This is a genomic window from Micromonospora sp. NPDC048907, assembly GCF_055586885.1.
This window is the reverse complement of sequence record NZ_JBVJHI010000006.1, coordinates 365498-382950: the sequence shown is the minus strand read 5'-3', so window position 1 is coordinate 382950 and position 17453 is coordinate 365498. Positions and strand designations below refer to the sequence as shown.

Annotated in this window: 19 protein-coding genes; 3 read left to right on the top strand and 16 right to left on the bottom strand. The window is 74.8% G+C overall.

The window, feature by feature from the left end:
• Nucleotides 1-31: 31 nt before the first annotated feature.
• From ACZ6PY_RS23245 to ACZ6PY_RS23220, 6 genes are all read right to left on the bottom strand, one after another.
• The gene (locus tag ACZ6PY_RS23245; RefSeq protein WP_466074976.1) at nucleotides 32-736 is read right to left on the bottom strand and encodes a 3-keto-5-aminohexanoate cleavage protein; all 705 of its coding nucleotides are present in this window, start codon (nucleotides 734-736) and stop codon (nucleotides 32-34) included.
• A gap of 47 nt (nucleotides 737-783) precedes the next feature.
• Nucleotides 784-1482 (bottom strand): regulatory protein RecX, encoded by a 699-nt coding sequence (locus tag ACZ6PY_RS23240; protein WP_466074975.1) that lies wholly within the window; start codon nucleotides 1480-1482, stop codon nucleotides 784-786.
• A 14-nt stretch (nucleotides 1483-1496) separates the two neighbouring features.
• On the bottom strand, nucleotides 1497-2543 hold the full coding sequence (gene recA, locus ACZ6PY_RS23235) for a recombinase RecA (protein WP_091269420.1): 1047 nt from the start codon (nucleotides 2541-2543) through the stop codon (nucleotides 1497-1499).
• Between the two features lie 184 nt (nucleotides 2544-2727).
• Nucleotides 2728-2928: a DUF3046 domain-containing protein gene (locus ACZ6PY_RS23230; RefSeq protein ID WP_148428079.1), complete on the bottom strand. Its 201-nt coding sequence runs from the start codon at nucleotides 2926-2928 to the stop codon at nucleotides 2728-2730.
• Nucleotides 2929-2931: 3 nt separating this feature from the next.
• The gene (locus tag ACZ6PY_RS23225; RefSeq protein ID WP_466074974.1) at nucleotides 2932-4275 is read right to left on the bottom strand and encodes an MFS transporter; all 1344 of its coding nucleotides are present in this window, start codon (nucleotides 4273-4275) and stop codon (nucleotides 2932-2934) included.
• A gap of 70 nt (nucleotides 4276-4345) precedes the next feature.
• The gene (locus ACZ6PY_RS23220) at nucleotides 4346-5488 is read right to left on the bottom strand and encodes an acyl-CoA dehydrogenase family protein (RefSeq protein ID WP_466074973.1); all 1143 of its coding nucleotides are present in this window, start codon (nucleotides 5486-5488) and stop codon (nucleotides 4346-4348) included.
• Between the two features lie 130 nt (nucleotides 5489-5618).
• Here ACZ6PY_RS23220 and ACZ6PY_RS23215 point away from each other — a divergent pair, with 130 nt between their 5' ends.
• A complete protein-coding gene (locus tag ACZ6PY_RS23215) occupies nucleotides 5619-6272 on the top strand; it encodes a 4a-hydroxytetrahydrobiopterin dehydratase (protein WP_466075233.1) in 654 nt (217 codons plus the stop codon).
• A 40-nt stretch (nucleotides 6273-6312) separates the two neighbouring features.
• Here ACZ6PY_RS23215 and ACZ6PY_RS23210 read toward each other — a convergent pair whose 3' ends face one another.
• The gene (locus tag ACZ6PY_RS23210; RefSeq protein WP_466074972.1) at nucleotides 6313-7011 is read right to left on the bottom strand and encodes a UdgX family uracil-DNA binding protein; all 699 of its coding nucleotides are present in this window, start codon (nucleotides 7009-7011) and stop codon (nucleotides 6313-6315) included.
• 220 nt (nucleotides 7012-7231) lie between these two features.
• On the bottom strand, nucleotides 7232-8569 hold the full coding sequence (locus tag ACZ6PY_RS23205; RefSeq protein WP_466074971.1) for an aminotransferase class I/II-fold pyridoxal phosphate-dependent enzyme: 1338 nt from the start codon (nucleotides 8567-8569) through the stop codon (nucleotides 7232-7234).
• Between the two features lie 38 nt (nucleotides 8570-8607).
• Between ACZ6PY_RS23205 and ACZ6PY_RS23200 the strand changes: the two genes are divergently transcribed.
• Complete coding sequence (locus tag ACZ6PY_RS23200; protein WP_466074970.1) at nucleotides 8608-9855, top strand: bifunctional pyridoxamine 5'-phosphate oxidase family protein/GNAT family N-acetyltransferase; 1248 nt, start codon at nucleotides 8608-8610, stop codon at nucleotides 9853-9855.
• Nucleotides 9852-10520, top strand: coding sequence for a leucine efflux protein LeuE (gene leuE, locus ACZ6PY_RS23195; RefSeq protein WP_262284563.1), 669 nt, complete (start codon nucleotides 9852-9854; stop codon nucleotides 10518-10520). The genes ACZ6PY_RS23200 and leuE overlap by 4 nt, the downstream gene beginning before the upstream one ends.
• 32 nt (nucleotides 10521-10552) lie before the next feature.
• Here the strand turns inward: leuE and ACZ6PY_RS23190 are convergent, their stop codons facing one another.
• The 8 genes from ACZ6PY_RS23190 to ACZ6PY_RS23155 all read right to left on the bottom strand — a co-directional run bounded on the left by ACZ6PY_RS23190 (nucleotide 10553) and on the right by ACZ6PY_RS23155 (nucleotide 17447).
• On the bottom strand, nucleotides 10553-11479 hold the full coding sequence (locus ACZ6PY_RS23190; RefSeq protein WP_466074969.1) for a sporulation protein: 927 nt from the start codon (nucleotides 11477-11479) through the stop codon (nucleotides 10553-10555).
• Nucleotides 11480-11583: 104 nt separating this feature from the next.
• Nucleotides 11584-12648 (bottom strand): hemolysin family protein, encoded by a 1065-nt coding sequence (locus ACZ6PY_RS23185; RefSeq protein ID WP_466074968.1) that lies wholly within the window; start codon nucleotides 12646-12648, stop codon nucleotides 11584-11586.
• On the bottom strand, nucleotides 12645-14000 hold the full coding sequence (locus tag ACZ6PY_RS23180) for a hemolysin family protein (RefSeq protein ID WP_466074967.1): 1356 nt from the start codon (nucleotides 13998-14000) through the stop codon (nucleotides 12645-12647). The genes ACZ6PY_RS23185 and ACZ6PY_RS23180 overlap by 4 nt, the downstream gene beginning before the upstream one ends.
• A 161-nt stretch (nucleotides 14001-14161) precedes the next feature.
• Nucleotides 14162-14491 carry a monovalent cation/H(+) antiporter subunit G gene (gene mnhG / locus ACZ6PY_RS23175; RefSeq protein WP_466074966.1) on the bottom strand — a complete coding sequence of 110 codons (330 nt, stop codon included), beginning with the start codon at nucleotides 14489-14491 and terminating at the stop codon, nucleotides 14162-14164.
• Between the two features lie 58 nt (nucleotides 14492-14549).
• Nucleotides 14550-14813, bottom strand: a complete 264-nt coding sequence (locus ACZ6PY_RS23170; RefSeq protein ID WP_466074965.1) for an MrpF/PhaF family protein — start codon at nucleotides 14811-14813, stop codon at nucleotides 14550-14552.
• Nucleotides 14810-15466 carry a Na+/H+ antiporter subunit E gene (locus ACZ6PY_RS23165; RefSeq protein ID WP_466074964.1) on the bottom strand — a complete coding sequence of 219 codons (657 nt, stop codon included), beginning with the start codon at nucleotides 15464-15466 and terminating at the stop codon, nucleotides 14810-14812. The genes ACZ6PY_RS23170 and ACZ6PY_RS23165 overlap by 4 nt, the downstream gene beginning before the upstream one ends.
• Complete coding sequence (locus ACZ6PY_RS23160; RefSeq protein ID WP_466074963.1) at nucleotides 15463-16968, bottom strand: Na+/H+ antiporter subunit D; 1506 nt, start codon at nucleotides 16966-16968, stop codon at nucleotides 15463-15465. The genes ACZ6PY_RS23165 and ACZ6PY_RS23160 overlap by 4 nt, the downstream gene beginning before the upstream one ends.
• On the bottom strand, nucleotides 16965-17447 hold the full coding sequence (locus ACZ6PY_RS23155) for a Na(+)/H(+) antiporter subunit C (RefSeq protein WP_466074962.1): 483 nt from the start codon (nucleotides 17445-17447) through the stop codon (nucleotides 16965-16967). Before ACZ6PY_RS23155 ends, ACZ6PY_RS23160 begins: the two co-directional genes overlap by 4 nt.
• Nucleotides 17448-17453: the final 6 nt, after the last annotated feature.

Sequence of the window (17453 nt, the reverse complement as noted above, 5' to 3'; positions counted from 1 at the left end):
TTCACCGCCCCGTCCGGCGCCGGCGGCCGGCTCAGGTCGCGCCGAGGGTGCGGGCCGCCGTCACCAGCGCCAGGTTGTCCGGTGCCATGCCGCCGTCCGGCAGGACCAGGGTGTCTTCCAGGCCGATCCGGGTGTCCAGGCCACGGCGGACGGCCTCGGCGAACACGGGCCAGGTCGCCGGGCCCTCGCCGTGCAGCAGCACGGGCGGGCGGTCGGCGGGCAGCGCGGCCAGGATGGCGGCGGCGTCGGCGAGGGCCACGTCGACCGGTTCGGCGAGGCACTCGACGAGGATCCGCCCGGTCGGCGCCGGCCAGCGGCGCCAGGCGTCGACCGCCGCCTCCGTCCAGAGGCCGGCCTCGACCATGACACCCCGCTCGTGCAGGGCGGCCGCGACGGCCGCGGCGCCCGGTTCGTGGGCGTTGACGGAGGCGAAGTCGGGCAGCACCGTCCAGGCGCGTACGGCGGCGACCCGGTCGGCGGGCTCGGGGGCGATCCAGGCGCCGGTGCTCACCCCGACGGGCAGGCCGGGCCGGGCGGCCCGGATCGCGGTGACCGCCGCGGCGATCACGGCCGGGTCGAGCGACTCGGCGCCGTCGGCGTCGCGCGGGTGCACGTGCACGGCCGCGGCTCCGGCGGCCGCGCAGCTGACCGCGTCGGCCGCCAGCTCGTCGGGGGTCACCGGCACCGCCGGATGCTCCGGTCGCCGCCGCCCGCCGTTCAGACACGCCTTCAACACGCCGCACACCTTTCTCAGGAGCGGATCCGGACGTCGTCCCGGCCGGGTCAGTCGAGGGGGCGGGAGGCGGGGTCGAGGTCGTGCTCGGCGTCGGCCAGGGCGTCGGCGTCGATGTGCTCGGCGAACTCGGCCGCCTCGGCGCTCTGCGCGGCCAGCGCGTCCTTGACCGCCCGGATGGCCACGCCGGCCGGGTAGCCCTTGCGGGCCAGCATGCCGACCAGGCGGCGGAACACCGCGTCGGGCTCACCCCGGGTCGCGCGCAGCTTCCGGTCCACCAGGGCGCGGGCGGTCTCCGCCTCGGTCTCCTCGTCCAGCTCGTCGAGGGCCTCGCTGGCCACCTCGCCGTCGACGCCGCGCTGGCGCAGCTCGTTGGCGAGCGCCCGGCGGGCCAGCCCGCGGCCGTTGTGCCGGCTGCTCACCCAGGCGCGGGCGAAGGCGGCGTCGTCGACGATGCCGACCTCGTCGTAGCGGTCGAGGACCTGGTCGGCGACCTCCGCGGAGATGCCCCGCTTCGCCAGGGCTCCGGCCAGCTCGGCCCGGGTGCGCGGCCGGACCGCGAGCTGCCGCAGGCAGATCTCCCGGGCCACCTCGGCCTCGTCGCGGGGCGGCGCGGGGGTCGCCTCGGCGTCGGGCTCCTCGGCCCGGCCCCGGCGGCCACGGCGCGGCCGGGGTGGAGTGGTGGCGTCACCCGTGCGGGGCGGGCTGGCATCCCAGCCTCGCCCCGTACGGGCGCGTCGTCCTGCCACGGGTCAGCCGGGGATCAGAAGTCGACCGGCGGCAGCTCCGGGCCGCCGGCGGCGTCGCCCGCGCCGGTGCCGACGCCGAGCTTCTCCAGGATCTTCTTCTCGATCTCGGCGGCCACGTCCGGGTTCTCCCGGAGGAACTCGCGGGCCTTCTCCTTGCCCTGGCCGAGCTGGTCGCCGTCGTACGTGTACCACGCGCCGGACTTGCGGATGATCGCCTGCTCCACGCCGACGTCGATCAGCGAGCCCTCGCGGGAGATGCCCTTGCCGTACATGATGTCGAACTCGGCCTGCTTGAACGGCGCGGCGACCTTGTTCTTCACGACCTTGACGCGGGTGCGGTTGCCGACCACGTCGGTGCCGTCCTTGAGGCTCTCGATGCGGCGCACGTCGAGCCGGACCGAGGCGTAGAACTTCAGCGCGCGACCACCGGTCGTGGTCTCCGGGCTGCCGAACATCACGCCGATCTTCTCGCGGAGCTGGTTGATGAAGATCGCCGTGGTGCCGGTGTTGTTGAGCACACCGGTGATCTTCCGCAGCGCCTGGCTCATCAGCCGGGCCTGCAGACCCACGTGGCTGTCGCCCATCTCGCCCTCGATCTCGGCGCGCGGCACCAGGGCCGCGACCGAGTCGATCACGATGATGTCGATCGCGCCGGAGCGGACCAGCATGTCGGCGATCTCCAGCGCCTGCTCGCCGGTGTCCGGCTGGGAGACCAGCAGGGCGTCGGTGTCGACGCCGAGGGCCTTCGCGTATTCCGGGTCGAGCGCGTGCTCGGCGTCGATGAAGGCGGCGATGCCGCCGGCCCGCTGCGCGTTGGCCACCGCGTGCAGGGCGACCGTGGTCTTACCGCTGGACTCGGGACCGTAGATCTCGACGACCCGGCCGCGGGGCAGGCCGCCCACGCCGAGCGCCACGTCGAGCGCGATGGAGCTGGTCGGGATGACCGCCGTCTGGACGACGGGTCGCTCCCCCAGCCGCATCACCGAACCCTTGCCGAACTGCTTGTCGATCTGAGCGAGAGCAAGGTCGAGTGCCTTCTCCCGGTCGGGCCCTGCCGCCATCGTTGCCACCCCTGCCTTCGCCGGCGTCTTTCCTGAGCTTCGCGTCACGCGGACACGCTAGGCGCTGGGTCCGACAGAAAACCAGCCGACGGGCCGCGAGCTGTGGACGAGCACCCCGCTGTGGACAATAGCCGAACAGGTGTACGACTCGACAAGCGACACGCGGAACCGGCGAAAAGGCTGCTCAGCGTAGTCGCGCGGGTACCCGGTCGGGATACGCGGCGACGACCGCGCGCCACACCACGTGCGTCTCCACCCCCGCCGCCAGGGCCTGCTCGATGGTCCGCCCGCCGAGCTGGGACAGCACCTGGTCGCTGGCGATGCTGGCCGCGTAGCCCGGCCCGAACGCCTCCGCCAGTCGCGCCCAGAAGTCGGTCAGCCGCACGTGTCACTCCTCCTTGTCGGGCAGGTCGTCCGAGGGGCGCCGGAGCTCGTCCGGCGCCTCGACCGGCGCCGGACGCAACGCTAGCGCCACCAGCGGCACCACCGCGATCGCCGCCAGCAGGGTCAGCGTCGGATAACCCACGGCCCGCATGACAAACCCGCTCGCCGCCGCCGCGCCCGCCCCGGCCAGCCCCATGACCAGGTCGGACAGGCCCTGCACGCCCGGCCGGTCGGCGGTGGGCACCGACTCCGACAGCAGGGTCGAGCCGGCCACCATGGTGCCCGACCAGCCCAGCCCGAGCAGGGCCAGCCCCACCGAGAGCAGTGGGGTGTGGTGCCCGGCGGTGCCGGCGACCGCGCAGGCGGCCAGCAGCAGGGCCACCCCGCCGAGGATCACCGGGCGCCGGCCCAGCCGGTCGGTGAGCCAGCCGACCAGCGGGGAGAACGCGTACATGCCGGCGATGTGCAGGCTGAGCACGATGCCGACCACCCGGAGCACGTCCGCGTCGGAGTGCGACTCGCCGAGGCGTACCGGGGTCATCGACATCACGGCGACCATCACGAGGTGGCCCACGGCCACGGCGGCGATGCCGAGGCGGGCGGCGGGCCGCCCGCGTACCGTGCGCCAGGCCCCGGCCATGCCCGCGGGGCGCCGGGCGGTCCCACCCGACGCGGCGACCGGGCCGGCCGGGGTCCCGGCCGCCGCCAGCCGGCGCGCGGTGAGCAGCGGGTCCGGCCGGAGCAGCACGGCCAGTACGACGGCGGCCAGCACGAACGCGGCGGCGCTGAAGGCGAACGGGCCGGCCAGCGCCGGCAGGCCCCAGCCGCGGGTGGTGGCGTCGGCGAGCGCGGCGAAGTTCGGCGCGGCCACCGCGCCGATGGTGGTGGCCCAGACGACCAGCGAGAGCTGGCGCCCCCGGCGGGCCGGCTCGGCCAGGTCCACGGCCGTGTAGCGGGCCTGGAGGTTGGCCGCGGTCCCGCCGCCGAAGAGCAGCATGCCGACGAAGAGCAGCGGCACCAGGTGCACCACGGTGGAGACCACCACGAGCACGCCCCCGACCGCCCCGACCACGTACGCGGTGACCAGCCCCGGCCGGCGCCCCCGGGCCGCCATGATCCGGGTGACCGGCACGGCGAGCAGCGCGGCGCCGACCACCCCCGCGCTCTGCGCCACCCCGGCCAGCGCGGTGCCGGCGACCCGGGCGGCGAGCAGCGCGCCGACCGAGATGCCGATGGTGACGCCGATGCCGCCGATGATCTGGGTGAGGAAGAGCAGCCGGACGGTGCGCCGCTGGATCGGGGCGACGTCGAGCCGGCTCGGTGCCGGCGCGGTCAGGTCGGTGGCCATGGCGGATGCTCCTGGGGGTAAGGGGTGACCATCCTCCCGCACCCGACCCGGTCGGGGGCACCCGGTTTCGCTACAGGCCGAGCCCCCGGCCGATGATCTCCTTCATGATCTCGGTGGTGCCGCCGTAGATGGTCTGCACCCGGCTGTCCAGCCAGGCCTTCGCCACCGGGTACTCCAGCATGAAGCCGTAGCCGCCGTGCAGCTGCACGCAGCGGTCCGCGACCCGGTTCTGCAGCTCGGTGGTCCACCACTTGGCCTTCGCCGCGTCGGTCACCGAGAGCCGGCCGGCGTTGTACTCGGCCACGCAGTGGTTGACGAACGTCCGCGCGATGGTGACCTCGGTGTCCAGCTCGGCCAGGAGGAACCGGTTGTGCTGGAACCGCCCGATCGGCCGGCCGAACGCCTCCCGGGAGCGGGCGTAGTCGAGGGTGAGCGCGAGCAGCTTCTCCGCGGCGGCCACCGCGGCGACCGCGATGCTGAGCCGCTCCCGGGGCAGGTTGGCCATCAGGTGGTAGAAGCCGTGGTTCTCGGTGCCGACCAGGTTGTCCGCCGGCACCCGGCAGTCGTCGAAGAACAGCTCGGCCGTGTCGTTGGCCTTCAGGCCGACCTTGGCCAGCCGCCGGCCCCGGGCGAAACCGGGCGTGCCGGTCTCCACCACGATCAGGCTCACCCCGTGCGCGCCCTGGTCGGGGGCGGTCTTGGCGACCACCACCACGAGGTCGGCCAGCTCGCCGTTGGTGATGAACGTCTTCTGCCCGTTGAGCACCCAGCTGTCGCCGTCGCGGACCGCGCTCGTGCGGATGCCGGCCAGGTCGCTGCCGGCGCCCGGCTCGCTCATCGCGATGGCGGTGACCAGGTCGCCCGAGCAGAAGCCCGGGAGCCAGCGCTTGCGCTGGTCGTCGGTGGTCAGCTCGGTCAGGTACGGGGCCACCACGTCGTTGTGCAGCCCGAAGCCCAGGCCGCTGCAGCCGGCCGCGACGATCTCCTCGTCGAGCACCGCGTTGAAGCGGAAGTCGCGCTGCCCGCCGCCGCCGTGCTCGGGGTCCACGTCCATGCCGAGCAGCCCGGCCGCGCCCGCCTTCCGCCACACCTCCCGGTCGACGATCCCGTCGGCCTCCCAGCGCTCGTGGTGCGGGACGGCCTCGCGGGCAAGGAACTGCCGGCACAGGTCCCGGAACTCCTGGTGGACGGGTTCGTAGAGATGCTGCTCCATGGCGGACAGTCTGGCACCGCCCGCCCCCGCTGCCCAGCCGCCGGCGCTACGGCCCGCGCCACCCGCCGCGCAGGTCCGTCGCGCCGCCGTGGCGCTGGCCCAGAACCCCGGGGTACGCCAGCATGGCGGGATGAGCACGCTGACCGGAGCGCAGATCGCCGACGCCGCCCTGGACGGGTGGACCTACCTGCTCGGCGCCCTGCACACCCGCATCCGCACGCCCGACTTCGCCGCCGGGCTGTCGCTCGTGGACGCGATCGGCGCCGAGGCCGAGCGGCGCGACCACCATCCCGACCTGGACCTGCGCTACACCCACGTGGACGTGCGGCTCCGGTCGCACGACGTGGGCGGGGTCACCGACCGCGACATCCGGCTGGCCCGGGCCATCTCCGCGCTCGCCGCCGAGGCCGGCCTGTCGCCGGCGCACACCGGCGTGGCCCGGCTCGAACTCGCCCTGGACAGCCCGGATCTCGCCGCCGTGCTGCCGTTCTGGCAGGCGGTGCTGGCGGCGCCGCGCCGGGACGGCCCGGGGGCGGATGACGAGGTGCGCGATCCGGCTGGCGCGCTGCCCACGGTGTGGTTCCAGGAGTCCGGACGCGAGGAGCCCCGCCAGCGCTGGCACCCGGACGTGTGGGTGGACCCGGCGGAGGTGGGGCCGCGCATCGAGGCCGCGCTCGCCGCCGGCGGGACGCTGGTGAGCGACGAGGCGGCGCCGCACTTCTGGGTGCTCGCCGACCCCGACGGCAACCGCGTCTGCCTCTGCACGTCACAGGGCCGCGACTGACCCGCCCGAGGTGCGCGGCGGGAGCCCGGACCCTCTCCGGTCACCGCAGCGCGCGGGCGGCGACCTTGAGGTCCGCGACGAGCCCGTCGTACGCGACGTCGTGGTTGTCGGCGCGCAGCACCGCGGAGGGGTGGATGGTGGCCAGCAGCCGGGTCTCCGGTGCGTCGGCGACGGCACCCGCGCTGTCCACCGGGACCCGGGTGAAGTCCTCGGGGTGCTGGGCGGCGGCCGGCCACGGCAGCAGCTCGCCGCGTTGCTTGGTCACCCGGAAGGTCGGGCCGAGGAGGGCCTTGGCGGCGGTGGCGCCGAGCACCACCACGATCTCCGGGTGCAGCCGGGCGAACTCGGCGACCAGCCACGGCCGGCAGGCGGTGATGTGCACCCGGTCGGGCGTCTGGTGGATGCGCCGCTTGCCGCGAAGTTCGAAGCGGAAGTGCTTGACGGCATTGGTGAGGTAGATGTGGCCGGGGTCGATGCCCGCGTCGTCCACGGCCTTGCGCAGCAGCCGGCCGGCCGGGCCGACGAACGGCAGGCCCTTCTGGTCCTCCATGTCGCCGGGCTGCTCGCCGACGAGGACCACCCGGGCGCTCTCGTCGCCGCGGCCGAACACGGTCTGCGAGGCGTTCCGGTAGAGCTCGCAGCCCCGGCAGCCGGTCGCGGCGGCCCGCAGTTCCTCGATGGTGTCCGCCTGCGGCGGGATGAACTCCTGCGCTCCGGGTGCGTTCTCGGTCTCGGCCATGCCAGCTTTATATACCGGTTTCGGCATCGACGCCGGACGCGCCCGCCTCAGTATCCGGAGCCGCCGCCACCGCCGCGCGAGGCCAGCGCGATCGCGATGATCACCAGAATGATCACCACCACCGCCACGCCGATCCAGATGCCGGTCCGGGACCTGTTCGAAGCCATGACACGCACCTCCCGGCCGCGGTTACCCGCGGGCCGCCCGGCCATGCCGCGGCTCAGGTGGTGAAGCCGACGGCCGCCGGCCGGACGGCGCGGGCCACCGCGTCGGCGAGCGGGCCGAGGTCGGCCTCGTCGAGCCGGCTGACGGTGATCCGCACGCCGGGCGCGGCGGCGATCCGGTTCAGCGCGCCGGGGGCCACCGACCAGCCGGCGTCCCGCAGGGCGGTGACCGCGACGGTCTCGTCCGGCACCGGCACCCACACGTTGATGCCGGTCCGCCCGTGGGCGGCCAGCCCGCGCGCCGCGAGGGCGTCGACCAGCCCGTCGCGCCGGCGGTCGTAGCTCTCGGCCGCCCGGGTGACCAGGTCGGCGGTGGCGGGGTCCCGCCACAGCGCCAGGACCAGGCGTTGCAGCACGGTGGAGACCCAGCCGGCGCCGACCCGGGCCCGGCCGGCCACGCGCGCCACGGTGGCGTCGTCGCCGGCGAGCACCGCGAGCCGCAGGTCGGGGCCGTAGGGCTTGCTCACCGACCGGACGAACGCCCACGCCGGGGTCGCCCCGGCGAGCGGGTGCAGGGGTACGCGGGCCAGCTCGGCGGCGTGGTCGTCCTCGATCAGCAGCAGGTCGGTGCGGCCGGCGAGGAGCGTCCGCAGCTCGGCGGCCCGCGCGGCGGAGACCGCGGCGCCGGTGGGGTTCTGGGCGCGGCTGGTGACGATCAGCGCGCGGGCGCCGGCGGCCAGCGCGGCCCCGACCCCCGGCGCGGTGGGGCCGTCGTCGTCCACCGGCACCCCGATGGCACGCAGCCCGAGGGCGGCCAGCAGGTCGAGCAGGTTGGCCCAGCCGGGGTCCTCGACGGCGACCGCGTCGCCGGGCCGCAGGTGGGCGGCGAGCAGGCGCTCGATGCCGTCGAGCGCGCCGCCGGTGACGGTGAGGTGGTCGGCCGGCACCCCGTCGGCGGCGAGCCGGTCGCGGGCCGCGGCGCCGAGCCCGGGCAGGACGGCGGTGGCCGCGTACCCGCCGGGGGACCCGAGCTCGGCGGCGAGCGCGGCCAGGTGCGGGCCGAGCGGCGGCAGCAGGCGGCTGTCGGGATTGCCGGCGGAGAGGTTGCGGCCGCCGGGCAGCGGCGGGGGCATCAGCGCGGAGCGGCGGCTGGCCACCGGCGGGCGGGGGCGGACCCGGGTGCCGTGCCGGCCGGCGGTGACGACCAGGCCGCGCTGCCGCAGCTCCTGGTACGCCTTCGCCACGGTGGCCGGGCTGACGCCCAGCCCGACGGCGAGGGCGCGGACGGCGGGCAGGGCGTCGCCCGGGGCGAGGTCACCGGCCCGGATGCCGGTTTCCACGCTCGCCGAAATCGCCGCCGAGGACGAGCCGCTGATCTGATAACGTGCTGCCACAGTTCGGAGATTGTACTAGCACGAAGATGGGATGTCGCATGTACCCCCCGACCGCACGCACCACGGCCAGCCGCTACCGGGACCGGATGCACTACGACCGGGAAACCGCCCACGCTGTGATCGACGAGGCGTACCACTGCACGCTCGGGTTCACCGTGGACGGCGAGCCGCGCGTCCTGCCCACCCTCGTCGTGCGGGTCGACGACACCCTCTACGTGCACGGCTCCACCGGCAGCCGGCCGCTGCTCGCCGCCCGCGACGGGGACGGGCTCCCGGTCTGCGTCGCGGTCACCCACCTCGACGGGCTGGTGTTCGGCCGCTCCCAGTTCCACCACAGCGCCAACTACCGGTCCCTGGTGGCGCACGGCACCGCCCGGCTGGTCACCGACGAGCAGGAGAAGGCCCGGGTGCTCACCGCGCTGGTGGAGAAGCTGGCCGCGGGACGCAGCGCCGACAGCCGGCCGCCGACCCGCCGGGAGCTGGCCGAGACGGCCGTGCTGGCGCTGCCGCTGCGTGAGGTGTCGGTCCGGATCCGGGCCGCCGGGGTGAGCGACGAGCCCGCCGACTACGACCTGCCGTACTGGGCCGGCGTGGTGCCGCTGCGTGTCACCCGGGGTCGGCCCGAGCCGGACGCCGGGGTGACCGCGCCGGTGCCGGCGTACCTGCGGCCGGTCCCGTCGCCCTGGCTGGAGCCGGTGGTGCTACGCGGCGAGCACGTGGTGCTGGAGCCGCTCGACGAGTCGCACGCCGAGGAGCTGTACGCGGCCCTCGACGACGAGGAGGTCTGGCGGTACGTCGGCAGCCGGCGCCCGGGCGGCGTCGAGGAGATGGCGGCCCGCGTCCGGTCCGCGCTGGACGCCCACCGGCGCGGGGTGCGGATGCCCTGGGTGCAGCGCTGCGCGGTGACCGGCGCGGTGGTCGGCACCACCTCCTACTACCAGCCCGACGAGGAGCTGCGGACCGTGGAGATCGGCTACACCCAGCTCGGCCGGCCCTGGTGGCGCACCGGGATCAACACCGAGGCCAAGCTGCTGCTGCTCACCCGCGCCTTCGACGAGCTGGACGCGGTCCGGGTGACCTGGCAGACCAGCACGCTCAACGAGCGCTCGCAGCGGGCCATCGAACGGCTCGGCGCCGTCCGGGAGGGGACGCTGCGGTCCAACCGGCGGCGCGCCGACGGCACCTGGCGGGAGTCCGCGCTCTACTCGATGCTCGACTCGGAGTGGCCGAACGCACAGGCCACGCTGCGGGAACGGCTTCGCCGGGCGGCGCCCGTGGCGTCATGATGACCGGCGTGCTGGGGATCACCGACATCGGGACGTACGTGCTGGGCACCGTGGCGATCGTGCTGCTGCCCGGGCCGAACTCGCTCTTCGTGCTGTCCACGGCGGCGCGGCGCGGGGTGGCGGCCGGCTACCGGGCCGCCGGGGGCGTGTTCGTCGGCGACTCGGTGCTGATGATCCTCTCCGCCGCCGGGGTGGCGTCGCTGCTCCGGGCGTACCCGGCGCTCTTCCTCGTGGTCAAGTACGCCGGCGCCGCGTACCTCGGGTGGTTGGGGTTGACCATGCTGCGCGGCGCCTGGCGGCGCTGGCGCGACCGCAACGACCCCACCGCGCCGCGGCTGATCGACGCCGCGGAGCCGGCCGCGGTGCGTGACCCGTTCCGGCGGGCGCTGGTGATCAGCCTGCTCAACCCGAAGGCGATCCTCTTCTTCATCTCGTTCTTCATCCAGTTCGTCGACCCGGGCTATGCCTGGCCGGCGCTGTCGTTCCTGCTGCTCGGGCTGATCGCGCAGGTGACCAGCGCGCTATACCTGACCGCGCTGATCCTCACCGGCACCTTCCTGGCGGCCCAGTTCCACCGCCGGCGGCGGCTCGCCGCGACCGGCACCACGGCCATCGCCGTGCTCTTCCTCGGCTTCAGCCTGAAACTCGCCACCGCCTCGGTCTGAGGAGAGGGCCGGGGCCGGAGGCGCGGCGCTGGTCAGGTGCCGTCGCCGGCTCCGCCGCCGCCCACGCCCGCGCCCCCGGCCGTGCCGCCCAGGCCGTAGCCGGGAGCGACGGGTTCGTCGGGCGGGCGGCTCACGTGCGCGGACTCGCGGACCGTGGCGGACCACCCGGCGTTGGCGGCGGCCGCGGCGTGCCGGTCGATGGCGTGCCGCAGCCAGCCGTCCACGGTCGCCACCCAGTCCCGCCGGTCGGCGCCCGCGTGCCAGATCCGGAACCGGCTGATGCTCTGGTGGGTCACCCCGGCCAGGGACAGCCGGCGGTCCATCCAGAGCAGCACCTCCAGCCCCGCCGCGTTGGTCACGAAGATCACCTCCAGTTCGGTGATCGGACCGGCGTAGAGCGGGGCCACCCAGAAACCCAGCCGCTCGTGCAGCGGGAGCGTCTGGTCCACCCCGGGCAGCCGCCCGTGCTGGAGCCCGGCCTGGCGCATGACGAAGCCGAGGGTGTCCAGTGCGGCGAGGATGTGCTGCTGGGTGGGAAGCGGATGGACGAGGACCGGCACCATGGCGCCCTGGTCCAGGTCGGGGTCGACGGACACCTCGGTACGCAGCCCGGTGCGCAGGCTCATCAGCGGCACCCCGCCGAACATGGTCACCGGCGTCTCCCAGGGCAGCGGCAGAGCGAAGTCGACCGCCCGCCGCCGCCCGGCCGGCACCACGAACCGGCCGGCGATCGGCACCTGGTGGTACTGGAGCAGCCGGTGGGGCGCCTCCGGGTCCTCGGGCTCGACCTGTGCGACCAGGCCCAGCCGGATGTGCCGGACGGCGACGTCGGCGCCGCCGGCGGTGAGCATGACCCGGCCGGGCAGGCGCAGGCCGGGGCGGGTGCTCGGGTTGGGCAGCGTGGTGCTCACCGACAGGCCGGTCCACACGGACTCCGACGACACCCCGGTCAGCCGCATACCGCCGGTTTCCCGCTGCCCGCTCCCCCATGCGCCCGGCGCGCCGATCCGGGTGCGCCCGCTGTCGCCGGAGCGACGACGGGCGCACCCGCGGAGATCGAATGTCACCGCATCCGGCGGCCGCGCGGCACCGGGTCGGTCTCGTCGTCGAACTCGCCGATGACCTCCTCGAGAAGGTCCTCCAGCGCGACGAAGCCGATCGGCCGGGTCGGTCCGCCGCCGTTGCGGACCAGCGCCAGCTGGGCCTGCCGGCCCCGCATGGCCGCCACCGCCTCGGTGACCGACGCCTCGCCGGGCAGGGTGAACGCCGGGGTCATCAGCTCCTCGGCCGTCGCCGGCCGGCCGGTGGTGACCGCCCGGACCGCCTCCCGGACGTGGACCAGGCCGCAGACCTCGCCGCCGGTGTCCACCACGGCGAGCCGGGACCGGCCGCTGTCGCGGGAGACCTGCTCGATCCGCTCCGCGGCGTCGTCCCGGCGGACCGTGACGATCCGGTCGAACGGCTCCATCACCTGCGCCACCGTGGTGCCCTGCAACTCCAGCATGCTGGTCAGCATCTGGTGCTGCTCGGCGCCGAGCAGCCCGTGTTCGCGGGACTGCTCCAGCAGGATGCGCAGCTCGTCCGGGCCGTGCACCATGGCGAGCTGGTCCTGCTGCCGGACGCCGACCAGCCGCAGCACGGCGTTGGCCAGCGCGTTGAGCGCGGACAGCACCGGGCGGGCGACCCGGGCGAAGGCCCGGAACGGCAGCGCCAGCAGCATGGCCGAACGCTCCGCGTCGGTGATCGCCCAGGACTTCGGGGCCATCTCGCCGACCACCAGGTGCAGGAACGTCACCACGGCCAGGGCGAACAGCAGCCCGACCAGGTGGCTGACCGCGTCCGGCAGCCCGACCGCGTGCAGCAGCGGGCTGAGCAGGTGCTCGATGGCCGGCTCGGCCAGCGCGCCGAGACCCAGGGTGCACAGGGTGATGCCGAGCTGGGCGCCGGCCAGCATGAGGCTCAGCTCGCGGACGCCGTCCAGCGCCGCGCGGGCCGCCCGGCCGCCGCCGGCCGCCGACTGCTCCAGGCGGTACCGCTTGGCCGCGACCAGCGCGAACTCGGCCGCCACGAAGAACCCGTTGAGCGCCAGCAGCACCACCGAGAAGAAGAGCGCGAACCCGGGGCTCATGCAGCCTCCTCCCCGCGCGCGCCGGCGGTGGTCCGCAGCCGGACGGAGTCGGCCACGTGCCGGTCCACGGCGAGCACCTCGACCAGGGCGCGGGGCTCGGTGTCCGGCTCGTCGCCGTCGACGGCGAGCGCGATCTCCAGCCGGTCGCCGACCTCGGGCACCCGGCCCAGCTCGCGCATGACCAGGCCGGAGAGCGTGTCGTACTCGGGGGCCTCGGGCAGCGCGATGCCGGTGCTGTCGGCCACCTCGTCGATCCGCCAGCGGGCCGGCACCACCCAGGAGCCGTCCGCCTGCCGGGCGGGGGCCCGCTCCGGCGGGTCGTCCTCGTCCCGGATCGGCCCGACCAGCTCCTCGGCGATGTCCTCCAGCGTGATCACGCCGGCGAAGCCCCCGTACTCGTCGACCACGCAGGCGAGCTGGCGGTGCCCGACCCGGAGCCGGTCCAGCACCGTCGGCAGCGGCAGCGTCTCCGGCACCAGCAACGGGGGTACGGCCACCGCGGCCACCCGGGTGCTCGCCCGCTCGGCCGGCGGCACCCCGAGCACGTCGGCGATGCCGACCACGCCGATCAGGTCGTCGACGCCCTCGGCGCCGCGCACCGGGAACCGGGAGTGGCCGGTGTCGAGCAGCTCGACGACCCGGCTGACCGGCTCGTCGGCCCGAACGGTGTGCACGTCGACCCGGGGGACCATGGCCTCCCCGGCGGTGAGCTCCCGGAAGTCGAGGCCCCGGTCGAGCAGGTCGGACATCTCGGCGTCGAGGTGCCCCTCCTCCCGCGACTCGGCGATGATCTGCTCCAGGTCCTCCGGGGTGGCGCCGCTGGGCAGCTCCTCGATCGGCTCGATGCCGACCCGGCGGAGCAGCCGCACGGCGGCGCGGTCGAAGAGGGTGATCACCGGTCCGGCGATCCGCAGGTACATGAGGGTGGACCGGGCGAGTGCCCGGGCGAGCGGCACGGCACGGGCGATCGCCAGGTTCTTGGGGGCCAGCTCACCGAGGACCATCTGCACGACGGTGGCGATGAGCAGGGCGAGCGCCACCGACAGCGGCAGCGCCACGGCGTCGGAGACCCCGGCCAGGCCGAGCAGGTCGGCCAGCCCGGCGCCCAGGTACGGCTGGGCGGCGTAACCGACGAGCAGGGCGGTCACGGTGATGCCGAGCTGGGCGCCGGAGAGCATGAACGAGAGCCGGCCGGTCACCTCCAGGGCCCGGGCGGCGGCGGCGTCGCCACCGTCGGCGAGCTGCTTGAGCTTGCCCCGGTCCACGGCGACGTAACCGAACTCCTGGGCCACGAAGTAACCGGTGGCGGCGGTGAGCACGATGATGAGGACGAGTCCGACGAGGATCAGCACGGGAGGGTCAGGGCTCCCGGGGCCGTCGGATCCAGAGGTTGCCGGGCACGACCCGGCTGGCTACTGCTGCCCTCCTGGGCAGAGGAGTCGATCATGCCGCCATTTTATCGGCGGCGGCTGGGGGTTCGCTGAGGGTGCCGGAAGGCTCCCCGCTGTCCGGTTCACCTGCCGGACAGCTCGTCGACGTCCAGCAGTTCCCGGTCGATCCGCCCCGAACGGTAGGCCGCCCGCCCGATCATCTGCGCGGCGACCGGCGCGGTGGCCAGCTGGAAGACCGCCACCAGCGCGATCATGCCGAGGTCCGAGGGCGTCCGCAGGCGCAGCGCGAGGCCGACGAGGAGCAGCAGCACCCCGAGCACCTGCGGCTTGGTGGCGGCGTGCATCCGGGACAGCACGTCCGGGAAGCGCAGCACGCCGATCCCGGCGACCAGGCTGAGCAGCGCCCCGGCCAGCAGGCAGAGGCCGCCCACCACGTCGGCGATGAGGATCACAGCGCACCGTCCGTCGTTCGCGACTGCGGGGCTCGCAGGCCCGGCTCACTCCTCGCGCTCACACTTCCTCCCGGACCGCGAACCGCACCAGGGACACCGATCCGACGAAGCCGAGCAGGGAGAGCACCACGAGCACCGGCAGCGTGGTGGCGTGCCCGTTCACCGCCGCCTCCGCGCCGACCGCGCCCAGCATGGTGGAGAGCAGCAGGTCGGCGGCGACGATCCGGTCGAGCAGGGACGGGCCGCGGTAGATCCGGGCCAGGGCGAGCAGTGCGGTGACCGAGAGCAGCACGGTCAGCGCGAGGGCGAGAAGCGCGGTCACGGGTGGTCCCTCCGATCGACGGGTTCGAGATCGAGCTGGCGTACCTCGGCGGGAGAGCCCACGGCGCGGACGATGCGCCGTTCGACGGCGAGGGTGCGCTCCCGGCCTGCGGTCAGGTCCTCCGGGCCGCGGACGTCGAGCACGTGCACGTAGAGCACCCCGCGGTCGCGGTCCACCTCGAGGATCAGCGTCCCCGGCACCAACGAGATCACCTCGGCGGTGAGCGCCAGGTTGAGGTCGGTGCGGACCCGCAGGGGCACCGCGATGACCGCCCCGCGCGGGCGGTAGCCGGGACGCACCGCGACGGCGGCGACGTGGAGGCTCGCGGTGACCAGTTCGCCGGCGAAGGTCACCGCGAGGACCAGCAGGGCGCCGGGGCGCAGCCGCCCGCCGAAGGTGACCGGCGGGAGCGGGAAGAAGAGGAGCACGGCCACGCCCAGCACCAGACCGGCGAGCACGTTGCCCCAGGACAGGTCGCCCCAGAGCAGCACCCAGATGGCGACCAGCCAGCCGAGCGCGATGGCCTGGTCACGCCGCCGCCCGCCCCGGCCCACGGCGGGCGCGGGGGCGTCGGGCGCCGAACCGGTCGGTGGCGGGCCGCCGGGCGGGTCCCCGCCGCCGGCCGGCCGGCCCGGAGGCAGGCTGTCGGTCACGGCAGGTCCGCCGGCAGGACGGCCCGGACGTACGGGGTGCGCTGGCGCAGGTCGGTGGCCGCGTCCGAGGTGACCCGGAACAGCGGCCCGGCGGCCAGGGTGAGCACCAGCCCCAGCAGCACCAGGGCCGCGGTCGCCCCGACCATCAGCCCGGGCAGCCGGACGGGCGGGCCGGCGGTGGCCAGCCGGGGCGCCCGCCAGAACGCGATGTTCCACACCCGGGAGGCGGCGTACAGGGTGAGCAGGCTGGTCAGGGCGCCGGCCCCGACGAGCACGGCGGGCAGCGTCCCGCCGGCCGCCACGCCGGCCTGGAGCAGGCCGAGCTTGCCGAGGAAGCCGGAGAACGGCGGGATGCCGGCCAGGTTCATGGCCGGGACGAAGAAGAGCACAGCGAGCAGCGGGGCGAGGCGGGCCAGCCCGCCGAGCCGGCGCAGGTCGGTGCTGCCGGCGCGCTCCTCGACCAGGCCGGCGACCAGGAAGAGGGTGGTCTGGATGGTGATGTGGTGCACCACGTAGAAGATCGCCCCGGCCAGGCCCGCGACGCTGCTCAAAGCCACCCCGAAGATCATGTAGCCGATGTGGCTGACCAGGGTGAAGGAGAAGAGCCGCTTCATGTCCGACTGGGCCGCCGCGCCCAGGATGCCGACCACCATGGTCAGCCCGGCCACCACCATGAGCAGGCCGGAGACCTGCCCGCCGGGGAAGAGCAGGGTCTCGGTGCGGATGATCGCGTACACGCCGACCTTGGTGAGCAGGCCGGCGAAGACCGCGGTGACCGGGGCGGGCGCGGTCGGGTAGCTGTCCGGCAACCAGGCCGAGACCGGGAAGACCGCCGCCTTGATGGCGAAGGCCAGCAGCAGGGTGAGCTGCAACGCCAGGCGTACGCCGGGCGGCAGGGCGTCCAACCGGCCGGCGAGCTGCGCCATGTTGAGGGTGCCGGTGGCCGCGTACACGAGCCCCACCGCGGCCAGGAAGATCATCGACGACAGGACGCTGACCACCACGTACGTCGAACCGGTGCGGATCCGCACCTCCGTGCCGCCGAGGGTGATCAGCACGAAGCTCGCGGCCAGCAGGATCTCGAAGCCGACGAACAGGTTGAACAGGTCCCCGGCGAGGAAGGCGTTGGTCACGCCGGCGACCAGCACCAGGTAGGTGGGGTGATAGATGCTCACCGGCGCCGACTCGCTGGTCTCCCCCCGCCCCTGACCGATCGAGTAGAGCAGCACGCAGAGGGTGACCGCCGAGGAGACCACCAGCATCAGCGCGGCCAACTGGTCGGCGACCAGCACTATGCCGACCGGCGGCGGCCAGCCGCCCACCCGGACCACCACCGGCCCGTGCCGGTACGCCTCGACCAGCAGCACCACCGCCACCGCCAGGGTCGTGGCCAGCCCGATCACGCTGACCGACCGCTGCAGCCGGGGCCGGTTGGTGAGGATCAGGGTGAGCGCCGCGCCGAGCAGCGGCACCACCACCGGCAGCGGCACGAGAGCGGTCATCCCTCCTCCCTCCGGTGGCGCAGGCGGCGCAGCGCCGGCTCCGGGTCCACCTGCTCGGGATCGTTGTCCGGCCCCTCGCCGCCGAGGTCCGCGGTGGGCACCTCGTTGCGCCTGGCGAGCCGGACTATCTGCCGGTCCTCCAGGTCGTCCTGCACCTCGTCGTCGCCGGACAGGTACCAGCTCCGGTAGGCCACGGCGAGCAGGAAAGCGGTCAGCCCGAAGGTGATCACCACGGCGGTGAGCACCATGGCCTGCGGCAGCGCGTCGCTCATCGCCGGCGCCGGCGCGGTGCCAACCAGCGGCGCGGCCCCGGACCGGCCGCCGAGCAGGATCAGCAGGTTCACCCCGTTGCCGAGCAGGATGACGCCGAGCAGGATCCGGGTCAGGCTGCGCTCCAGCAGCAGCGTGACCCCGGTGGCCACGAGCACGCCGACGGCGATCACCAGCACCAGGGTCGGCCCGGCCGCGCCCCGGGTCACCGCGGC

What these genes read in the sequence shown, in the direction of transcription:
- recA (WP_091269420.1), bottom strand. Translation starts at nt 2,543, where the DNA reads ATGGCGGCAGGGCCCGACCGGGAGAAGGCACTCGACCTTGCTCTCGCT.
- ACZ6PY_RS23225 (WP_466074974.1), bottom strand. Translation starts at nt 4,275, where the DNA reads ATGGCCACCGACCTGACCGCGCCGGCACCGAGCCGGCTCGACGTCGCC.
- ACZ6PY_RS23220 (WP_466074973.1), bottom strand. Translation starts at nt 5,488, where the DNA reads ATGGAGCAGCATCTCTACGAACCCGTCCACCAGGAGTTCCGGGACCTG.
- ACZ6PY_RS23215 (WP_466075233.1), top strand. Translation starts at nt 5,619, where the DNA reads ATGAGCACGCTGACCGGAGCGCAGATCGCCGACGCCGCCCTGGACGGG.
- ACZ6PY_RS23210 (WP_466074972.1), bottom strand. Translation starts at nt 7,011, where the DNA reads ATGGCCGAGACCGAGAACGCACCCGGAGCGCAGGAGTTCATCCCGCCG.
- ACZ6PY_RS23200 (WP_466074970.1), top strand. Translation starts at nt 8,608, where the DNA reads ATGTACCCCCCGACCGCACGCACCACGGCCAGCCGCTACCGGGACCGG.
- leuE (WP_262284563.1), top strand. Translation starts at nt 9,852, where the DNA reads ATGATGACCGGCGTGCTGGGGATCACCGACATCGGGACGTACGTGCTG.
- ACZ6PY_RS23190 (WP_466074969.1), bottom strand. Translation starts at nt 11,479, where the DNA reads ATGCGGCTGACCGGGGTGTCGTCGGAGTCCGTGTGGACCGGCCTGTCG.
- ACZ6PY_RS23185 (WP_466074968.1), bottom strand. Translation starts at nt 12,648, where the DNA reads ATGAGCCCCGGGTTCGCGCTCTTCTTCTCGGTGGTGCTGCTGGCGCTC.
- ACZ6PY_RS23160 (WP_466074963.1), bottom strand. Translation starts at nt 16,968, where the DNA reads ATGACCGCTCTCGTGCCGCTGCCGGTGGTGGTGCCGCTGCTCGGCGCG.